General features: G+C 36.8%; 15 protein-coding genes, 1 tRNA gene and 3 pseudogenes. 3 read left to right on the forward strand and 16 right to left on the reverse strand.

All coding sequences use genetic code 11. The features are described from left to right. Positions 1-147 precede the first annotated feature (147 nt). The 7 genes and pseudogenes from BN53_RS00930 to BN53_RS00955 form a co-directional block, all read right to left on the reverse strand. A complete protein-coding gene (locus tag BN53_RS00930) occupies positions 148-1,350 on the reverse strand; it encodes a chloride channel protein (protein WP_009558995.1) in 1,203 nt (400 codons plus the stop codon). Positions 1,351-1,488: 138 nt separating this feature from the next. Then, on the reverse strand, positions 1,489-3,231 hold the full coding sequence (locus BN53_RS00935; RefSeq protein ID WP_009558996.1) for an SLAP domain-containing protein: 1,743 nt from the start codon (positions 3,229-3,231) through the stop codon (positions 1,489-1,491). 324 nt (positions 3,232-3,555) lie between these two features. After that, positions 3,556-3,627, reverse strand: a tRNA-Gln gene (locus BN53_RS00940). Positions 3,628-3,712: 85 nt separating this feature from the next. Continuing rightward, positions 3,713-4,174 (reverse strand): MerR family transcriptional regulator, encoded by a 462-nt coding sequence (locus BN53_RS00945; protein ID WP_009558997.1) that lies wholly within the window; start codon positions 4,172-4,174, stop codon positions 3,713-3,715. A gap of 162 nt (positions 4,175-4,336) precedes the next feature. After that, positions 4,337-4,435: pseudogene (locus BN53_RS10045) on the reverse strand (transposase); the annotation flags it as partial. 188 nt (positions 4,436-4,623) lie between these two features. Beyond that, positions 4,624-7,911: a BspA family leucine-rich repeat surface protein gene (locus BN53_RS00950; RefSeq protein ID WP_009558999.1), complete on the reverse strand. Its 3,288-nt coding sequence runs from the start codon at positions 7,909-7,911 to the stop codon at positions 4,624-4,626. Positions 7,912-8,067: 156 nt separating this feature from the next. Further along, positions 8,068-8,310, reverse strand: a pseudogene (locus BN53_RS00955) (transposase); the annotation flags it as partial. 122 nt (positions 8,311-8,432) lie between these two features. Here BN53_RS00955 and BN53_RS09740 point away from each other — a divergent pair. Next, positions 8,433-8,573 (forward strand): hypothetical protein, encoded by a 141-nt coding sequence (locus BN53_RS09740; RefSeq protein ID WP_009559000.1) that lies wholly within the window; start codon positions 8,433-8,435, stop codon positions 8,571-8,573. Positions 8,574-8,808: 235 nt separating this feature from the next. Further along, positions 8,809-9,774 (forward strand): SLAP domain-containing protein, encoded by a 966-nt coding sequence (locus BN53_RS00960; RefSeq protein ID WP_236744767.1) that lies wholly within the window; start codon positions 8,809-8,811, stop codon positions 9,772-9,774. Here the strand turns inward: BN53_RS00960 and BN53_RS00965 are convergent. After that, positions 9,719-10,818 (reverse strand): annotated as a pseudogene (locus BN53_RS00965) (transposase); the annotation flags it as partial. The gene BN53_RS00960 and the pseudogene BN53_RS00965 overlap by 56 nt on opposite strands. 198 nt (positions 10,819-11,016) lie before the next feature. Further along, positions 11,017-12,492: a glycoside hydrolase family 1 protein gene (locus BN53_RS00970; protein ID WP_009559005.1), complete on the reverse strand. Its 1,476-nt coding sequence runs from the start codon at positions 12,490-12,492 to the stop codon at positions 11,017-11,019. Between the two features lie 120 nt (positions 12,493-12,612). Here BN53_RS00970 and BN53_RS00975 point away from each other — a divergent pair, with 120 nt between their 5' ends. Continuing rightward, positions 12,613-13,422: a Cof-type HAD-IIB family hydrolase gene (locus BN53_RS00975; protein WP_009559006.1), complete on the forward strand. Its 810-nt coding sequence runs from the start codon at positions 12,613-12,615 to the stop codon at positions 13,420-13,422. A 78-nt stretch (positions 13,423-13,500) separates the two neighbouring features. Here BN53_RS00975 and BN53_RS00980 read toward each other — a convergent pair whose 3' ends face one another. From BN53_RS00980 to thiM, 7 genes are all read right to left on the reverse strand, one after another. Continuing rightward, positions 13,501-14,349 (reverse strand): SEC10/PgrA surface exclusion domain-containing protein, encoded by an 849-nt coding sequence (locus BN53_RS00980; RefSeq protein WP_009559007.1) that lies wholly within the window; start codon positions 14,347-14,349, stop codon positions 13,501-13,503. A gap of 101 nt (positions 14,350-14,450) precedes the next feature. Beyond that, positions 14,451-15,119 carry an aggregation-promoting factor gene (gene apf, locus BN53_RS00985; protein ID WP_009559008.1) on the reverse strand — a complete coding sequence of 223 codons (669 nt, stop codon included), beginning with the start codon at positions 15,117-15,119 and terminating at the stop codon, positions 14,451-14,453. Positions 15,120-15,611: 492 nt separating this feature from the next. Further along, complete coding sequence (locus tag BN53_RS00995; protein ID WP_009559010.1) at positions 15,612-16,127, reverse strand: GNAT family N-acetyltransferase; 516 nt, start codon at positions 16,125-16,127, stop codon at positions 15,612-15,614. A gap of 66 nt (positions 16,128-16,193) precedes the next feature. Next, positions 16,194-16,856 (reverse strand): TenA family protein, encoded by a 663-nt coding sequence (locus tag BN53_RS01000; RefSeq protein WP_009559011.1) that lies wholly within the window; start codon positions 16,854-16,856, stop codon positions 16,194-16,196. 13 nt (positions 16,857-16,869) lie between these two features. Beyond that, positions 16,870-17,514: a thiamine phosphate synthase gene (thiE, locus tag BN53_RS01005; RefSeq protein ID WP_009559012.1), complete on the reverse strand. Its 645-nt coding sequence runs from the start codon at positions 17,512-17,514 to the stop codon at positions 16,870-16,872. A gap of 6 nt (positions 17,515-17,520) precedes the next feature. Further along, entirely contained in the window at positions 17,521-18,315 is a 795-nt protein-coding gene (gene thiD / locus BN53_RS01010; RefSeq protein ID WP_009559013.1) for a bifunctional hydroxymethylpyrimidine kinase/phosphomethylpyrimidine kinase, read from the reverse strand. Positions 18,316-18,326: 11 nt separating this feature from the next. After that, positions 18,327-19,088: a hydroxyethylthiazole kinase gene (gene thiM / locus BN53_RS01015; RefSeq protein WP_009559014.1), complete on the reverse strand. Its 762-nt coding sequence runs from the start codon at positions 19,086-19,088 to the stop codon at positions 18,327-18,329. Between the last annotated feature and the right edge of the window lie 25 nt (positions 19,089-19,113).

The following is a 19,113-nucleotide window of genomic DNA, read 5'->3' on the forward strand; positions in this document are numbered from 1 at the left end:
CCAAGTCTTCTGTTGGCCAATCATCGGTTAGACGTTGAATTTGTAACTCATCCCTTTCTCGTTTTTCACTGTTTATCCACATGTTATTAACTTTGTAAGGCATATCGGTATATTGCATGACTTCGAAGCAATTTCTTCTTAATCTAATTATTTATGTGGAATCTTCTTCAAAATTGCACTTACCAAAAAGCAAACAGCCACAATTGCGGGAATAAATTGTACTGGCAATAAGAATAGCAATAAAGTTGCCACCAAAATTGGCTTAGGAATGATGGTAGTCACGCTAGCTGCAATTACAATTGAGACGATTAATCCTGGCATGTGTGGGAAAAACTTCACCAAGGCAAAGCCAAGGGCTGCACTAGTAAAAATTGCTGGGAAGATTTTTCCACCGCGCCATCCACAGATAAAGCAAAGATGCGTCAGCAAGGTCTTGCCAAAGGCTAAGGCCAGTAAAAAGGCAATGCTTTCGCTTAGATAATTTTTGGATAGAGGCAGGATGGCATTTTCGCCAGAATACAAAAATTGCGTAGAAACCATCCCTAATAAACCAATCGCTAAACCGGCAGTCAAGGCTAAAATCAAGGGATTGGAAATCTTGCTAAAAAGACGATTGATGACTTTTTCGCTGTAATTGAAATAAAAGCCAAATAACATGCCAATAGCAATGGCTGGAATAATCATCCATATTGCCTCTAGGTCCCAATTAATTTCTGGAAAACGCAGACCTAGCGGACTTTCTTCTGGGAAAAGCTTGCGAATAATGATAAAGCCAAGCACCCCAGCAATGGTCGTTAGAGTATAAACAATTCGCTTGCGCAATTTGCTCTTAAAGGATCCTGACAAGTTGATTGCGTCTAATTCAATTAGCGGTGCCCGGAAAATCGCTGCCATCATCGCGCCAAGACCTAGTTCAATCAACTCTTCTTTTTTAGCAATAACTAGTTTCATTTGCTCCCCAGTCCACGTAATCAAGCCACCTAATAGTCCTGATAAAGCCGCTTCTGGACCAAGACTTGCCCCAAAAATCAAAATCAGAATTGAAGCTAGAAAAGTCCTGAGCAATCTATGATCGTGATAGTCGACTGAGCCAGTTTGTCGAAATTCGGTTAAAGTTTCTTCAAGAGTATGTGGATAACCAGCCCAATATTTTTGCCCTAAGCCAATAATTAATCCACCTAAAAGACCGATAATCAGTGGATAAAACCCTGGCAAATTCAACTGGTGTGGTAGGGTATGCCAAAGAACCTCGATGCCAACATGTACTAGCGTTAAGTACAAAGCTGAAATCATCCCAATAACTAAGCCCATCAACATGCTGTAAGCAACAAAAACGCTCGTAAATTTCATGCTACTTCCCCATTCCAATTGTGATTTTTCTTATAGATCTAATGTATCAAAGCTAGTTATTTTGAGCAAAAAAATATTGTCGACATCCCTAGGATATCGACAATATTCTGATCAATTAAGCTTGTTTAGAGTAGATGATTATCTAACGTTAGCTACTCTGATGTATTGCTTAGCAGGACCACCGATTCTGAAGTAAGTCTTACCGTTCTTGAATGTGTATGAACCACCGTAGGTAACGATCTTTTCACCTCTGTATAACTTCCAGCGACCTTTAAAAGTAGTACGCTTAGTTGAAGTTCTGTAGATGTAAGAGTTGTGAGTCAACTTACGTGGAGTACCAGTAATGTTAGTTACACGAACGTATTGGTCCTTACCAGCAATCTTGTAGTAAGTCTTACCGTTGATCTTAACTACCTTGTTTACGTACTTGATAGTTTCGTAATCCTTGTAAACAACACCAGTTGAGTTACCCTTGCTGTCGTAAGCAATTGATTCGTGCATTACAGGACCAGTTACAATATCGCCATCTTCAGCTTGTGAACCGTTGACGAACTTAGTTTCAACGTATTCGTTTGAAGTTGCACTGTTAATTTGAGTGTATGATACACCATTTACAGTGATGGTCTTAAATGTTGCAACTTTAGTACCGTTAGCAATAGTTCTACCAGTGTTTGATACAGCGTTACCGTTGAATGAGTAGATTGGAGCTGCTGAACCATCGCTAGTTTGGATAGTCTTGGGAGCCTTAGCACCTACAGTAAGGTTGAAAGTCAAAGTAGTAGTGTAGCCGTTTGCGTTCTTAGCAGTTACAGTGACTGGGTATGAGCCTGCTACAGCAGTATTAACCTTTGATGCGTCAACTGAAACTGGAAGTGAAACGGTGCTAGTACCTGAGAATGCTGCGCTAAATGCTTGAGCAATAGCAGTAGTATTTACTGCGCTACCTACAGGGATATAATTGAAGCTTGCGTTTTCAGCTAAATTAATAGTTTGAGTATGGTTGTACTTAACGCCATTGTAGGTAATCACTGGATTATTGCTGTAATCTGCTGGAGCATTGTATGCAGTAACAGTAATAGGCATTTGTGCAGTCTTACCGTTAGTTGCATATGCATTTACTGTGACAGTAAATGGAGCTGCTGGAGCATTGAAGTTTCCCTTGCTATCAACTGTCATACCTGCTGCAGTTAATGATGATCTAACATCACTAGCCAAGTTTGACCATGAAGCAGTTGCCGCATTACCTTGTGAAGTACCTTGAATCGAAACCTTGTACTTCTTGTTAATTGCAGAAACCAATGAACTTACATTGTTTTCACCTTTTGAGAGTGTAATGCTACCTGAGGTAACGGTTGCACCATTTTCAGTAAAGAAAGGTGTACCTGTCAAAGATGCATCAGGAACAGTAAATTCGTCACTTTCAACAGTGAAGCTTAAGTTACTGTTGATATTACCGTAATTATCTGCAGTTACATCACCATGGCCTGAAAGTGCATATACACCATTTGCAGTCAAGCCACTAACAGTAACTTGAGTTGCCTTAACCTTATAAGTATGACCAGCCTTTAATGTCGAAACTGTAGTACTTGGGTCCTTAACATCATAAACTGTTACTTTGCCATTAACTTTAGGAGTACCGTAGTTAGAAACCAATGATACTGATAAACTTGATGGTTGTGAATTGTTAGCAATTGAAGAAACATTATTGACTAACAAACTTACATTCAATTCTTGCTTAGTAGTTGTTGATGGAGCAGTAGCACCATTTTCTGGGGTAACTGCAACAGTTGAGCTCGCACTAACAACACCAGTAGAAACAACAGGTGAAACTGCCAACAAAGCAGCTGCTGCAGCACTTATAATTCTAGAATTTCTTTTCATAAATGTGGTTTTCCTTTCGTGAATCAGTAGTCAGATAAACCTATTTCTTCTATCCACTACTAAATTATACCGCTATTAGCAGTAAAAATCATTTTTTCGCTATAGTACAATTTTAAAAAACTAATAAATAACCTATACTTAGTTACTTTTCCCCTCCCTTCTTCGCTAATAATATTACCTAAAAAAGTTTAATATAAGGTTAAGATGAGTTTACAAATTCGAATGAAAACTTTTTCAAAATATTTACAACTTAAAACTAAAAATTACGGAAAATAATGCCTGAAGCGACAAAAAAACCGATACCTGACAGGTATCGGTTCGTTATTGGGTTAGCTGGATTCGAACCAGCGCATGACGGTACCAAAAACCGTTGCCTTACCACTTGGCTATAACCCAAAGCTATTGCTAGAGCTTTTACTTGTTGCTCTCCATCGGGCTTTATCACCCGACGAATATTATTCTACCATGTTGAGCAAAAAGATCAAGCATTTTTTGAATTATTTTTCAGTTTTTTGAGGCGGAAATAATGCTCATCTTTATTGATGACTCCCTCTAGCTGATATTCTTGTTGATCTTCGCTAGTAACCTTGCCAAACTTAATAACTCCGCCTTCGCCAGTTTCATCCTCTTCAACTTCAACCGATTGATTCATCACCCGGCCGAACTTACTCAAAATACGAATCTTATTCTTATGTTCTTCCAGCATCTTAACAGCAGTTGCCAAAGTGTAGCCGTCATCCAAGCGATCCTTCAAAAAGGCAATCGACATCAAAGTTCCTAGACTATAGGTTCTGACTCCACCATCGCTTTCTAAGGGAACAATGTAGCCTTTTTCTTCCCAATACCGCAATTGTCTTTGTGATACGCCAGTTACCTTGCTTGCTTCACCAATTCCTACTTCAAGATTGCGAAAGATATTCTTGAACTGTGATTTAGTAGGCATGTTTATCCTTCTTCCTAAACGATTGATATTTATATTTTACAAGTAAGCTAGTAACATTTTCAACTATTTTGTTAAAATTTCCTTCATGTATGTTAAATTATTTGACATATTTCACAAAAATGTTGTATGGTTGACGATATCAAAATTGAGAGAGGAATTCTATGAATAAGCAAAGAATAAAATCTTAAGCATCATTGCCGGGTGATATGCAGGTCTGCCTGTATTAGAAGTAGTTTGTCCTGTGATATAATTTTGATACATGTTTAAGCCCACTTTCAATTGTTTTTTTGTGGTGATTAAATAATATCAAGAAATTGGTCTAAAGCATACAAAAAGAGCGATGACTTCTTATGAAGTTCATCGCTTTTTTCATGGTCTGGAAATTAGTTTTTTCCCAGACACTTGTTCATTATAATGATTCTACAATTGTTCCTATTGATGTGTTCTAATTAATCACGACGTTTACGATCAATTAATCCTAAACTTGCAAGTGCAATTAAGGCTAAGCCGATTAAGCCGGCATTGCTCTTCTTTTCACCAGTTTGTGGCAAAGTATTCTTATTGCTGTCAGCTGCTTTATTTACAGTTGAAGCAGATTTCTTTGAACCATTAGTTACTTGTGTGCCCTTTGGTGCAACTCTGTTAGAAAGCTTAATAGTGTGAGTACCTGTCTTTTTGTGTTCAATACTACTGTGGTTCTTCTTAGCTGCTTTCTTTTCAAGCTTTAGATTTTCTATTTCATCTGTTGTTGGAGTTACAGGATCTGTCTTTGGTTCTTGTGGATCTTTTTTATCCGGATCAACTTCTGGCTTTACCGGATCTGGAATGATTGGTTCAGGATTTACCGCATTTGACTTATAAGTAATTACTACAGTTACATTTCCAGTATCTTTATTAACGGGTTTTGAAGCAACAGTCTTGCTCTGAGTTCCATCTACGTAAGAATCATATCCAGCAATTTGTGGCACATCAAATTTAGTCCATTCACCACTTGTTGGAGTCCATGACGTAGCCTCTTCAGTACCATCGACATGCTTAGTGACTTCACGCTTAAACTCTACAACTTGCTCTTTAGTACTTATAGTGCCATCAGGATTTTCAATAATAATTTTTCTGGTTGGATTCTTAGTTTCAGTAGTCTTAGTTGGGGCAACAATATGTAATTGATATTTGCTGGTCATTAAGTCTGCTAAAATATTGCCATCTTTTTCAGCATGGATATTTTCCCTATATGGATCATATGAACTAGCCGGAGACAAACGCAATGTGATTTTAACAATATTATTATCAGTATCTTGCTGAGTATCCCAATCATGACTCAATTCGCCAATATCGTTTTTAACATTATCTGCATTAGTTACTTGATTGAAGTACTGGTGTAAGTCGTCTAAGTTAGTGAAGATGAAGTTCAAACCGCGTTGGCCGATTTGTTTAGAATTATCAGCTCTAACGTAAGTTACATAATCTGAATTTTGACGACCAGTTATAGTGTTACCAGATTTATCATTATCAGTCCAAGTCTGATTATTAATCTTAAGTAAGTCTTGAAGTGCTTCACCATTTTTACCATTAGCAATTACTACAATTGCTTTATTTCCTTCAAAATCATTAATTTCAAAGGCATTTCTAGCATCTGGTAATATGACATTATTCATTGAGATGACAGCTGGATTAGTTAAGTTCTTAAACATATTCTCAACGCCGCGAAGTACTCCTTCGCCAGCCTTACCTTCAACATAACCAGCGGGAGTAATTCGTTTAATATTACTTAAATTCCAGTTATCTATGTTAATTTGCTTAGCGCCGGAGGCGTCGAACATCCCTTCAGCAATTTGTAATTTACTTGTATTCCAGCCACTCAAGTCAATGTTAGTTAACTTAGGAGTATTGTAGAACATGTGACGAGTATCATGAACATTCTTTGTATTCCAATGAGAAATATCACCAACAGTAGTTAATGAAGTATCACCCGCAAACATCACTGCCAGACTGTAGTTTTGTTCAGTATTCTTTAACCCAACACTACTTACATCCCATTTAGAAAGATCTAATTTTTCAAGGTTCTTGTCTTTGGCAAACATGTAACTCATATCAGTTACTTTACCGGTTTTCCAATTATTAACGAAGCTTAAATCTTTTTGTAAGAACATTTTAGAGAACATGTAGCTCATGTCAGTTACATTGGAAGTATCCCAACCGGTTAGATCTAATTCACTGTCATCTATATTTTCTAAGTCATAGAACATGGAGGCCATATTAGTTACTTTGCTAGTACTCCAATTAGAAAGCTTACCCAAACTAGTTAAATTAGTCTGTCCGCTAAACATGTAGCTCATGTCAGTTACATTGGAAGTAGTCCAATTACTTAAATTAAGCTTAGTCAAATGTCCTAAGTTCTCATGACCCTTTGGATCATAATCATCTGTTGTTGGATTGTTAAAAGCAGCAAACATGAAGGCCATATTAGTTACATTTGAGGTATTGAAATCTTCAAGTCCTTTAATGGTTGTAAGCTTTGGATCATTAAAGAACATGTAACTCATATCGGTAATATTACCAGTGTCCCAGCCAGTTAGGTCTATACTTTCAATATTCGGCATATTGGAGAATAGATTATTAAAACTGGTAATACTTGGTGAAAGATTAATACCGCTCAGATCAAGATTTGTTTTGTTAGTATACTTAGCTGCATTGACATATTCATCCAGTATTTCTCTAGTAACACCCTTGGTATTATCCAAGTTTACATCCTTTATATTCCAATCAGCCCAAGCAAACATACTGCTTGTATCAGTTACGTTGCTTAAATCACAGCCACTGAGGTCTACACTTTGTAGATCGTTGCTTCCCAAGAACAGACTATTCATATTAGTTACGCCACTAGTATCAACATGGCTCAAATTTACATGCTTTAAATTAGTTCTGTAGGAACTAAATGCTCGATTCCAATCGCCCTTAGCATAGACCTTATTCTTTTCACCTTGATCATCAACTGTGACGTTAACTGCACCATTGATAGTGATGGAATGCATTAAATCCTTAGTAATATAAACCTTGTCATCACTTGAAATTCTGCCGGCATTAATAAAGTCCTGGGTGTTTGGAATGTAGATATTTTCCTTATCTCCGTGGTATTTGTTCAAAGTGTACTCATGAGTTGTGTTATCGAGACTGCCATCCCAATCGTCAACGTTGAATTGACTCTCACTTTCTGCAGGAAGAGCAATGAGTGCTTGAATCTTTGCTTGAGGTTGAACAGTCTTTTGCACCTTTTCTGCAGCTATATCTGTAGCAGCTTGTGTATTTTCTGTAGCCTTTTTATCAACAACTAAACTTTGAGTTTGATTTGACTTTTGCTCATCCTTATTTGAAGTAGTGTCAGGAGTTTTTACTTCTGAAGTTTGCTCCTTTTGCTTCTCTTGAACTTGAGTATCAGAAGGTTTTACTTCATTAGTTTTATCAGCTATCTCAGCCTTTTGACTTTCTGCAGTTGCCTTAACATCAGCTTCAGTTATAGGCTTTACTAATTGAGCACTTTCTTTAGTATTATCAATTTGATTATTAGCTTGTGAATCAGTTGTCATTTCATCAGCGTGTACCGCTTGGCCGCCGAATCCCATGAAGCTGATTCCGATCAATACTGAAGCGGCACCAACGGTCAACTTACGAATTGCAAAATGATCTTTTTGATTGTTCATTTGTCCAAGTTTCTCATTAAAGTTGTTTTTAGATAACATTTTACATCCTCCTCTCATTCACTTGATATATTCTAGTATACTATTTTTTAGTTATTAAAACAAAAGTTATGCAATTGAAAAACGCTTTAACGCCAGTTATTTAGCGGATTATTAAATTTTAGATTTTTTGTTATTTAAAAGAGTAAATAAAAAGTGTCAGTGTCTGGGAAGAAACTCGATTTTTAGCCCGGATATAAAAACACAGGAATTCATTATTTTTAGTGAATTCCTGTGTTTTTTGTTTTTGAAATGAAAATCCGAAGGCTTTACCTTCTTGTTGGCTCCATATTTTTTCAGATTCATCGTCATGAACATGATACCGACATCCGTTTCGACTTTCTTTTTGCCTCTTAAATGCGTTCTGCGCATACCAAATACACTCTTCATGTGCCCAAAAAAAAGAAGTATGGTCGGATGATTACAGATACACAATTATATTTAGAAAATCACCCTGAATTGTATAAATAAACGTTTAATTATCAATATTGCTTTTCAAATAATATATAAGAGAGGGTAAAGTTATGACAATTAAAAGTGAAGTTTTCGACGAAGAAAGTAGAAAAGCCATGATTAAAGAGCTGGCTATTATGAGTGGCTTAGTTACTGATGATGCTAACAAGATAGATAATTTAAACGAATACTTTAAAAAATTAGGAGTTTAATAGAGAACTACCAAATTCTTTGATAAACGTTTTGCTAACTTATTATTTTGAATTACATATTTAGAGTAATGGGCTATTGATACTAGCAATCGCGATGATTTAAAGACAAAAAAGATAGTGATGGTTTAACTACATTAAGTAGAATTTTTAAAATTAGTTGGTAAGAATAATCATTAAATTGACACAAAAGGTACTAAGTAGATGTAAAATCTATTTAGTACTTTTTTGTTAGAAGGTGTTTATTTTGAATAAAATTAAATTGATTGCTACTACTGTTTTTTCATTGTTATTCTTTATTGTGAGTGATGGAAATGTTCAAGCTGCACAAAAGACGATACATACTAATTATTATGCTGGTATCAAAAGTACAGCTTTAAGTTATAACGTAAACGGAAAAAGCTTATCGAGTGGAATTAAGACCAACACTACTATGAAATATTACGGTAATCCACGGCTTATTAAGGGGCAAAAATATGTTTGCTACAATGTTGGCAAAGGCAAATATGTTCCATTGGATTCTATTGGCAAAGTAAATGGAAGAAATACTTTCCGTTTGTTAAATAATAGCTATATTTACAATGCTAGTGGTAAAAAGATAGGTAGCTTATCTTATAGATATCCAGTTTATTTTTCAGGCAGTTTAAGAAAAACTAGCCAAGATAAAAGATATTATGTGCTTGAGAGTAACATAGACTCTCAAGCTTATACAACTAGTACTGAAAAATATTATTTGCCTTATAAGAAAATAAAGAATAGTTACTATTACTCATTGGGTAAAGGTAGATATATCAACGTTAGAAACGTTGCCACAATTAATGGTTTGCAGAATTGCTCTAATAGCGAAAAGATTACGGTAACAGCCCCTGGTCGTCAAACAGTACCAGTTTATGTTGTGAATGATTCTTCAGATGCAAAAACAGGGAAGGTGTTGCCTGGAGTCGTTAAAGTTAATGGCGTTAATGCTCATAGAGTTATTGTTGATGGTAAGACCGTTAATGTTGGAGCTGGAGATATGATTTTAGGCCAACGTATTCCTAGCGGTACAACCGTAACTGTTAATGCTAAGACTGCTGGACCACAATATAAGTATCAAATCAAAGGTACTCATACATTTATCAGCGCTTCAAATATAAAGGGATCAACAACTAAAATATCGAATCTTTTACCATACTATGTAGATTTAGATAAATTAAATAATTAACAAAGGTGTCTGGGAAGAAACTCGATTTTTAGCCCGGATATAAAAACACAGGAATTCATTATTTTTAGTGAATTCCTGTGTTTTTTGTTTTTGAAATGAAAATCCGAAGGCTTTACCTTCTTGTTGGCTCCATATTTTTTCAGATTCATCGTCATGAACATGATACCGACATCCGTTTCGACTTTCTTTTTGCCTCTTAAATGCGTTCTGCGCATACCAAATACACTCTTCATGTGCCCAAAAATTGGCTCCACATCTGACTTGCGACAGCCATAGATGCGTTTGCCTTCTTCGCTTTGAAGAGTCTCTTTTGCTTTTTCTTTTAAATACTGCCAGTTAGGATTGTAGTGAATCTGTCTTTGTCGACCTGTTTAGCCAATTGGGGCAGTTCTTCAGTTAGCTGGAACTCATCAGCTTCATAAATTTTGAAGTTTCTGACCATGCCAGTAGATGGATCTTTCTTATATTTTCGCGTTTGTTCTTTTTCGTATTATGTATACGGAATCTGATAGTTCTTATCTGAATAATTCTCTTCCAGAATCGAGTAATTGTATTCACTGCCATAGCCCGCATCGGCCACAATATTTTGAAACTTATCGAGAATTCCTCTGGACTTCATTTCGTCTAGAAATGGTTCGAATGTTCTAAAGTCAGTCGGATTAGGAAACAGGGCAAAATCAACTATATATTGATTAGTAGTCGCTGCCTGAATATTGTAGCCTGGCTTTAGCTACCCGTTTTTCATATGATCTTCTTTCATATGCATGAAGGTGGCATCGTGATCTGTTTAGAATAGCTATTACGTCCAGCAAAAATCTCTTCAGCTTCTTCTTCGGTCATGGCTTTGACTACTTCTTTATTGATCAGTTCTTCATATAAAGCAGACACGTCTTCCTTTAACTTGGCATGATACTTCTCAATAGCTTTTCGCCAGACAAAAGTGTACCTGTTGGCGTCCGCTTCAATCTTAGTACCATCGATAAAAACTGCATTTTCACGGATTAATCCCTCATCTTCTAATAATGAAGTAAAGTAGACAAAGCACTACTTAATTACCTTATCGGCATGGTCGCTTGATCTGAAATTATTGATCGTGTGATAAGAAATCTTTCAATTGTTTTTTTGTGGTGATTAAATAATATCAAGAAATTGGTCTAAAGCATACAAAAAGAGCGATGACTTCTTATGAAGTTCATCGCTTTTTTTATGGTCTGGAAATTAGTTTTTTCCCAGACACTTTAATTAAGCTAAATCTGCTCCGTTAGAAGCGATAACTTTCTTATACCAATCAAAGGAATCTTTCTTCATTCTCTTTAAGCTACCCTTGCCTTCATCATCTCTATCAACATAAATGAAGCCATAGCGTTTAGACATTTGACCAGTTCCGGCACTGATTAAATCGATACATCCCCAAGTAGTGTAACCTATTAAATCAACACCATTGTCAATCGCCTTTTCCATTGCTTGAATGTGTTGGCGTAAGTAGTCAATCCGGTAATCATCATGAATCTTACCATCATCAGAAATTTTATCAACAGCACCTAAGCCGTTTTCAACAACCATCATTGGTAATTCATAACGATCATTCATCACTTCTAAGTAATATTGTAAGCCATCTGGATCAGTTGCCCATCCCCATTCGGAATATGAAAGATATGGGTTTTTGACGCCAGCTGCAAAGTTGCCATTTACCTTATCAGTAACTTCATGAGTAGTTAGGACATTACTCATGTAGTAAGAGAAAGTGTACATATCTACAGTACCTTCAGCCAGGTCTATCAGATCTTGATCAGTAATATCTAATTTAACATGATGTTCTTGCCATAAACGCTTAGCATAAGCAGGGTATTTACCCTTACATTGAACATCGCCGCAATAGAATATGTCTCTTTCCCAGCTATGACGATTTAACATAATGTCTTTTGGATCTGGAGTTAATGGATAATCTACAATTCCACAAATCATATTACCCACCACATAGTTAGGATCGATTTTATGTGCTAATTTGACTGCTCTAGCACTAGCAACAAATTGATAATGCAATTTTTGATAAGCATGTTGATATACTTGATCATTAGATACACTATTGCCAAACAAATTGAGCATTAAAAGAGACGAATTAATTTCATTAAAAGTCAACCAATACTTAACTAGTCCCTTGTATTCTTCAAAAAGCACCTTGGCATATTTGACAAATTCATCAACCATTGGTCGATCTTGCCAATCATGATATTTTTCACTTAAATGAAGTGGATCTTCATAGTGAGAAATTGTAACTAATGGTTCAATTCTATACTTCTTGCATTCCTCAAAAACTTTACGATAAAAATCTAAGCCAGCTTGATTTGGCTTTTCTTCATCACCATTAGGGAAAATTCTAGTCCAAGCAATTGAGAGTCTGAAAACCTTAAAACCCATTTCCGCAAACATTTTAATATCTTCTTTGTAGTGATGATAAAAATCGATCGCTACATGGTTTGGGTAATATTCGTTTGGATCTATTGCTCCTTCTGCGCCAGCAGGTAAGCCTGCCCCAGGAAGAGCTGGAGTCTTTCCAAGTTTGCCATTCAATTTATATGTCAGCATTCTTGGTGCTTTTAAGCTACCAGCAGTCGTAACATCAGTTACTGATAGTCCTTTACCATCAACATCATAAGCACCTTCAATTTGATTTGCTGCGGTTGCGCCGCCCCATAAAAACTTTTTTGGAAATGTCATATTCTTTCTCTCTTTCTAAAAAATTGAAAGCTATTACATTACTATTATAAGTATATACTTTGGTGCAAATCAAGGATATAATGTAAACGGATACAGTTCAAAAAGATTGGAGATGAAATAATGACAATTAAATTGATTGCACTTGATATGGATGGTACCTTGCTTAACACTCAGGGTAAAATTTTAGCATCTAGTAAAAAAGCATTAGGACAAGCATTGAGCCAAGGGATTAAAATCGTACTTTGCTCTGGTAGACCAATTGCTGGTTTAAAGCATTATCTTGAAGAATTAGGAATTACCGGACCTGATCAATACGTCCTAACTTTAAATGGTGCGATTTCTCTATCAGCTGATGGTCAGATTATTACCGAAGACCTAGTAGAAAGCTCATATTATCGTAAAATGACTGCATTTGCAGTTGAACACAATGTTCCTTTTAATATTGTTACTGCCGACTCAAGGATTATCACAGCAGATCATGACATTGATTTTATGGTTTATGTTCAAGCTTATGAAAACTTTGCTACTCTATATGTCAGAAATCCTGATGAAGTACCAACTGATATTGCGATTGCCAAGGGATGTTATGTTGGCAATCCTGAATTACTTGATTCAATCGAACCACTAGCCAGAGCAAGATTCGGTAAGGATCTATATGTAGTCAGAGCTGATCATAATTTCTTAGAAGTATTAAATCCTAAAGTAAATAAAGGTAACGGATTACGTGAGTTATGCACCAAGTTAGGAATTAGTCCTGAAGAGGTTATTGCTTTTGGTGACCAAAAAAATGATATCAGTATGTTTGAATTTGCTGGTACAGCTGTTGCAATGGGTAATGGTGCCCCTGAAGCTAAACAATACGCCGATTACATTACTGATACTAATGATAATGATGGAATCGCCAAAGCCCTAGAAAAATATTTAAAGTAATTATTTAATAATAAAAAGTTGCAGAATCAATACTTGGTAGTATTAACCCTGCAACTTATTTTTTTACATCAACAATTACTAAATTTTGAAATTACGATTGTAGGTCTTACTATTAACAACAAAATTAGGTACACTAATGAAATGCAGTGAATATACATGATCAATTAAAGAAATACTTAAACCAAAATAGTTAAAATCGCCATCATGAGTTGAACCTTGTGTGTTAAATAAGTCGCCTGCATGCTCCCATTCGCGATACAAACTAGTTTTAGTAATAAATTTTTCATTAGGACCGGTGTAGCCAAAGATCATTTGCTTTAATCCAAAATAAATATCCTTTTTTAAGCTGGTCATTGAAAGAGTCTTTTGCTTACTAGCAAAACCTGCCATATCTTCAACATAATTATCATTTAAATTTAGGCCATTCTTTTTGCAAGCCCGCACAATTCCCGCTACATAGTGATTACCATTTTGAATTCCTTTTTTGTGCTTAGTATATTCGCTAGCAATGTCAGCTGCTAGTTTAGTTGTACCCTTGCTATAGCGCCATTTAGGTAAAGCTAATTGGCTTCTAGCCTGATTAATTATCCTCAAAGTAAAATCTGCTAATTCCTTATTTTGCTTGGCAGTTAGCTTGGTAGGATTAACCATGGTAGTATCATCTTGTTTAGATTCAGAAACATTGTTGCGGCTAAAATCATTACTTTTCATCCCTGCCATCGAAGCTTTGATGAAAGTCTTGCTTGCTTTGCCTTGATAAGCTTTATAAAGACTGTCTCGAGTGTAGCCTTTTGGCAAAACCAGCTTAGCTTGGGCATATTTTTTGCTAGCAGCTTGAACTGGTTGGCTAGTAAAACTAGTAGTTGTTAAGCCTAAACTCACACAAGCTAATAAGGAAATAAACAATAAATAAATACGCTTTTTCACTGTTGATACCCCACTTTCTATAAAATTATCTACTCTCATTCTACCATGAATTGCCGATAAAAAAGCATTCACCGCTTGGGATGAATGCTTCAAAAATTATTTTAGTACCAGCCGTTACTCAACCAGAAATTCTTAGCTGCTACCCATGAACCGTAGCGACTCTTAACGTAGTTATCTGCTACTTTTTCTTGATTGGCAGCTGAATAGTCACCATTAAGATAAGATGAAGTCAATTGATACTTACCATAGTATTGACCATTTCTAGCTGTGTATGAACCACCTGATTCGCGATTAGCAATCCAGGCTTTAGCACTTGCCTCAGAGCTTGAACTAGCTGAACTAGTATAACTTGCAGTATTAGTTATATTACTATTGTAAGAATTATCATTATTGTAGGAACTATTACTGTAAGAACCTGTTTGGGTTTGACTTGTAGTTTGCGAATTTACCACATCATTAGTGCTAGTAGCTGGATTTACTACCTTAACCCATTGATTTTTACCAAGATCGTACCACTTATTTCCTTGAGCATCATAGGCGGTCTTGATAACCTTCCATGAAGTATTTGGCGCCAAGATTTGGCCAGTAGCCACAGGATTTTCGTAATCGTTATAAACAGTAGTTGAGCTATATACTTTGTATACTGCTACGTCGTTTTGCACAACAGCAGCTTGAACATCATTTTGATTCATGCTGGCAGTTGCTACCAATCCGGTAACAGTCAAACCAGCAACTACGATTGATTTAGTTAAAATAGCTTTAATCTTCAAAAAATCTCTCCTTATGTTTTATTCAAAAAACTAAATAAGTTTATCTTTGTCAATCGACTGTCTATATACTAGCCTATTATTATTTCATATCCATAACGAAAAAATCACTCCGCTATTAAGAAAACATTACTGGGGCAAGCACTTTGTAAAATTTGTAATTTGGACTTGTATATTACACATCTTTGCTAAAGCCCGCTATATCAAGCTTGATGAAAAAGGTAATCTTGGTACTCAAGCCTAATTTTTTGCAATTTTTGCAATCATCCTGCAAACTAACCTGCAAAATTAGAGCCAAACGTAATATAATGAAACTATTAAACAAAAAAGGGGGCAAACTTATGAGTAAGTATGTTGTTAAATTATCTGAAGAAGATTTACAAATGATCAAGGACTGCCATTCAAAGAACCCTTCAATCATGAAGGCCATGAATGACGCTAAGAAAGAGGACTAATTAGCAAAATAGGAGATGCCGAGTTGGTATCTCCTATTTTTTATAGATTTAATTCAAAAGCAATCCGATTTGGATCAATTGGATCTTCTACCTGAATGATTCCCTGTTCTTTAAAGCCTTGCTTTTTAGCTAAAGCTTGCATGGGTAAATTCTGCTTCATAGTATCCACTCGGAAATTATGAATGCCGCTAGCAACTTGCAAGCTCAATAAATTACTAAAGAAATTGCCGGCTAAATGCTTTCCTTGAAACTTCTGGCTCAAGGCAATTCGGTGAATCGTAGCGTAAGGATCTTCTTCATTTGTCCAGCTACCGACAATTTTTTGATAATTAGGATCAGGTCCGACAATTACTGCCGCATATCCTGCAATTTCTTGCCCATCGATCAAGCAATAGCCGTTTTGCGATAAAATGTCTGTCAAAATCGCCCTCTGATCAGGATAGCCACTTTGCCATTGCGTGCTGCCTGATGCTTTCAGAAATGCTTTGGCATCGGCAATGATATCCATAATTGCTGGAAGATCTTCTCTTTTTGCTAATCTAGTATAAATCGCCATCTTGATTCCACCCTAAGTTGAGATTTTCTACCAATATAGCGCATCTATTGTAAAAGTCAATCAGCTTTAATAATCCATTTGCCAAAAGGCTAATTCGCAATAACTTCCCTCTTTGAAAATTTGAGCTAATTCTTGCTTTTCTGCTTCTGAGCTATCAGCACACATTTTTTCCGTAAAGGCAATCCAAGTCTTAGCATCTGAGCCTACTTCATCTTCGACATAATCATCAATAAAGGCCTGGTAAGTCTCTCCTTTTTCAGGATCTTGATTGATTTTGTCAAAAATGTAAGCATAGCTCAACATGCAAGGCAAAATTGCCATCAAAATATGGCGGTTAGTGCCTTCTTTTGCTTGTTTCATCATATAGTCGATATAAGCTTGATTTGCTGGTAAGGGAGTAGCTGCTTCGATGGCTTTTTCATCAATATCATATTGCTTCAAAAAGTCTAATCTTGCTTGAGTTTCTACATCATTAGCAAAATTCAAAACCGAATAAAACATGCGGATTTCAGCCATAGTTTGGGCATTATAGATTGCCCGGCCAAACATTCTGGCATAATTTTTCAGATAAACGCTATCTTGAATCATGTAATTCTTGAATTTGGATTTCTCTAACGTTCCTTTTTTGAGCTTTTGAACAAAATCTTGCTCAATACATTCATCCCAGATAGGTAGATTTTCTGCCAAAACCTTGCCCATAAATGGCAATTTCAATTCTTCTTCAAACATTTAGTCTTCCTCTCTAATACTTAACAGCCTTAGCAACTTCAACTGTATGAGCAATATCTGAACTTTGTAAAATCATTGAAATTACCGCAATGCCTTTTACTCCACTTGAAGCTAATTCACTGATATTTTCTAAACTAATCCCACCAATTGCGACAATCGGATTCTTGCTTGCCAAAACTAGCTTTTGCACGCCATCAGTGCCAATAACAGGATCCGCATCCAATTTAGATAAAGTTGGAAAAATTGGGCCCGAGCCAACGTAGTCAATTGGCAATTCATTTGCCTCTTCAACTTCAGCTAAGGTTGAGCAAGAATAGCCAATAAACATCTTGCCGGAAACTTGGTCAATTACCTTTTGAATTGCTCGATCGCTTTGCCCAACATGGATTCCATCAGCTTGCAATTCAAGCGCTAAATCGACGTCATCATCAATAATGAATGGAACCTGGTACTTTTTGCAAAGAGCTTGCAATTTTCGGCCTAAAGTCAGCTTTTCTTCTGCATTTAAGCTGCTGTCGCCTTTTTCTCGATATTGAAAAGCCGTAATCCCCGCCTTTAAGGCCTGTTCAACCTTATCAAGCAGTTCAACCGGATCATGATGTGTATCTTGACTGCCACCAACTAAATATACCTTTAAACAATTAACGTCAAACATCATATCCCCCTAAACTGCCCAGTGGTTAAGTGGACCATGGCCATGGCCTACCTGGATCGTATCGCGAATTGTTGCAGTCACGTAGGACTTACCAGTTAAAATTGCGCTCTTCAAATTTGCTCCTTTAGCTAGTTCACTGACAATTGCACTTGAAATAGTATCGCCTGTACCATGAGTTCTCACTGTCTCAAATCTTGGACCACTCATCCAAAAGTCGCTTCCATCTTCAAGCAAAGTATAGTCGCGTGCCTGACTTGCTTCTAAATGGCCACCCTTAATTAGGACGTTCTTGGCTCCTAAAGCTTGAATTGCCTTAGCTGCCTCAATCATATCAGCCTCAGTTTGAATCCTAATGCCAGTTAATCGCTCAGCTTCAGGAATATTTGGCGTAATTAAAGTTGCTAGTGGAAGCAAGTCCTTAATAATCGTCTCAATTGCTTCATCAGCTAGTAGCTGCGCTCCGCCTTTTGCCACCATAACTGGATCAACGACTAATGGTCCAAAGTCGTACTTTTTAAGATTTTTGACAACGCATTCTACTCGCGTGGAATCTGCTAGCATTCCTGTCTTGCAGGCCTTAATCTTGAAGTCCTCTGCCAGCGAATCAAATTGCGCATCGATAATCTTAGCTGGAAGCGGCATGGCATCTTGCACGCCTAAAGTATTTTGAGCAGTAATTGCAATCACAACATTAGTTGCAAAAACATGTCTCATTTGCATGGTCTTAATGTCAGCTTGCATCCCTGCTCCGCCACCACTATCTGAACCGGCAATTGTCAAAGCTTGTGGAAATTCATTAATCATTATTTTTACCCCTATAAATTGAGCAACTTCTCTTCGTCTATTTCATTCAAATTGTCCAAAAATTCATTGAACCAAGCAAAAACACCCTTGGACCGCGTTTTTTCAGCGACTAAACTAAACAATTGACAAGCAAAGTAAGCCGATTCTAGATCATTTTCAATTGCCAAAAAGCCCGCTACGATCGCTGACAACATATCGCCTGTACCAACATACTTGGTCAATTTAGGGCTGCCATATTGATTGCACAAAACTTGTTGGCCATCTGAAAGATAGTCTTTTTCTCCAGTCAAAATTGCAACTGTGTGATACTTCTTGGCAACTGCCTCGACAATTTGGCCTAAATCGCCATCACCTTCTCCAGCATCAACTCCCTTGCTCTGCCAAGCAATTCCAGCCAAAGCAGCCATTTCGCCGGCATTTGCCCTGATTGCATCAAAATGATAATTATCAAGCAGCTTTTGCACAAAATCAGTTCGATATGCACTAGCAGCGACAGCCACTGGATCAAGCAAGAGCGGCTTTTTTTGCCGGTTGGCTTCAGCTGCTGTTTTCAAAATCAAGTCTTCATCGCTTTGATTTAAAGTGCCGATATTAACTTCGCAAGCTCCGGCCAGGCTAACTAATTCAGGAATTTCTCTTGCATCCCGCGACATAATTGGTGAGCAGCCGACTGCACTTAAGCTATTGGCCACATCAGCAATCGTTACGAAATTCGTAATTGATAATACAACTGGATTAGTTTCTTTGATCTTTTGCAATAATTCCGTCTTCATAATTTTTCCTCTATCAAAAAAGCAC

Source organism: Lactobacillus pasteurii DSM 23907 = CRBIP 24.76, from assembly GCF_000297025.1.
Classification (GTDB): domain Bacteria; phylum Bacillota; class Bacilli; order Lactobacillales; family Lactobacillaceae; genus Lactobacillus; species Lactobacillus pasteurii.

What these genes read in the sequence shown, in the direction of transcription:
- thiD (WP_009559013.1), bottom strand. Translation starts at nt 18,315, where the DNA reads ATGATTAATGAATTTCCACAAGCTTTGACAATTGCCGGTTCAGATAGT.
- thiM (WP_009559014.1), bottom strand. Translation starts at nt 19,088, where the DNA reads ATGAAGACGGAATTATTGCAAAAGATCAAAGAAACTAATCCAGTTGTA.
- BN53_RS00935 (WP_009558996.1), bottom strand. Translation starts at nt 3,231, where the DNA reads ATGAAAAGAAATTCTAGAATTATAAGTGCTGCAGCAGCTGCTTTGTTG.
- BN53_RS00930 (WP_009558995.1), bottom strand. Translation starts at nt 1,350, where the DNA reads ATGAAATTTACGAGCGTTTTTGTTGCTTACAGCATGTTGATGGGCTTA.
- BN53_RS01000 (WP_009559011.1), bottom strand. Translation starts at nt 16,856, where the DNA reads ATGTTTGAAGAAGAATTGAAATTGCCATTTATGGGCAAGGTTTTGGCA.
- BN53_RS00995 (WP_009559010.1), bottom strand. Translation starts at nt 16,127, where the DNA reads ATGGCGATTTATACTAGATTAGCAAAAAGAGAAGATCTTCCAGCAATT.
- BN53_RS00950 (WP_009558999.1), bottom strand. Translation starts at nt 7,911, where the DNA reads ATGTTATCTAAAAACAACTTTAATGAGAAACTTGGACAAATGAACAAT.
- BN53_RS09740 (WP_009559000.1), top strand. Translation starts at nt 8,433, where the DNA reads ATGACAATTAAAAGTGAAGTTTTCGACGAAGAAAGTAGAAAAGCCATG.
- BN53_RS00970 (WP_009559005.1), bottom strand. Translation starts at nt 12,492, where the DNA reads ATGACATTTCCAAAAAAGTTTTTATGGGGCGGCGCAACCGCAGCAAAT.
- BN53_RS00975 (WP_009559006.1), top strand. Translation starts at nt 12,613, where the DNA reads ATGACAATTAAATTGATTGCACTTGATATGGATGGTACCTTGCTTAAC.
- thiE (WP_009559012.1), bottom strand. Translation starts at nt 17,514, where the DNA reads ATGATGTTTGACGTTAATTGTTTAAAGGTATATTTAGTTGGTGGCAGT.
- BN53_RS00945 (WP_009558997.1), bottom strand. Translation starts at nt 4,174, where the DNA reads ATGCCTACTAAATCACAGTTCAAGAATATCTTTCGCAATCTTGAAGTA.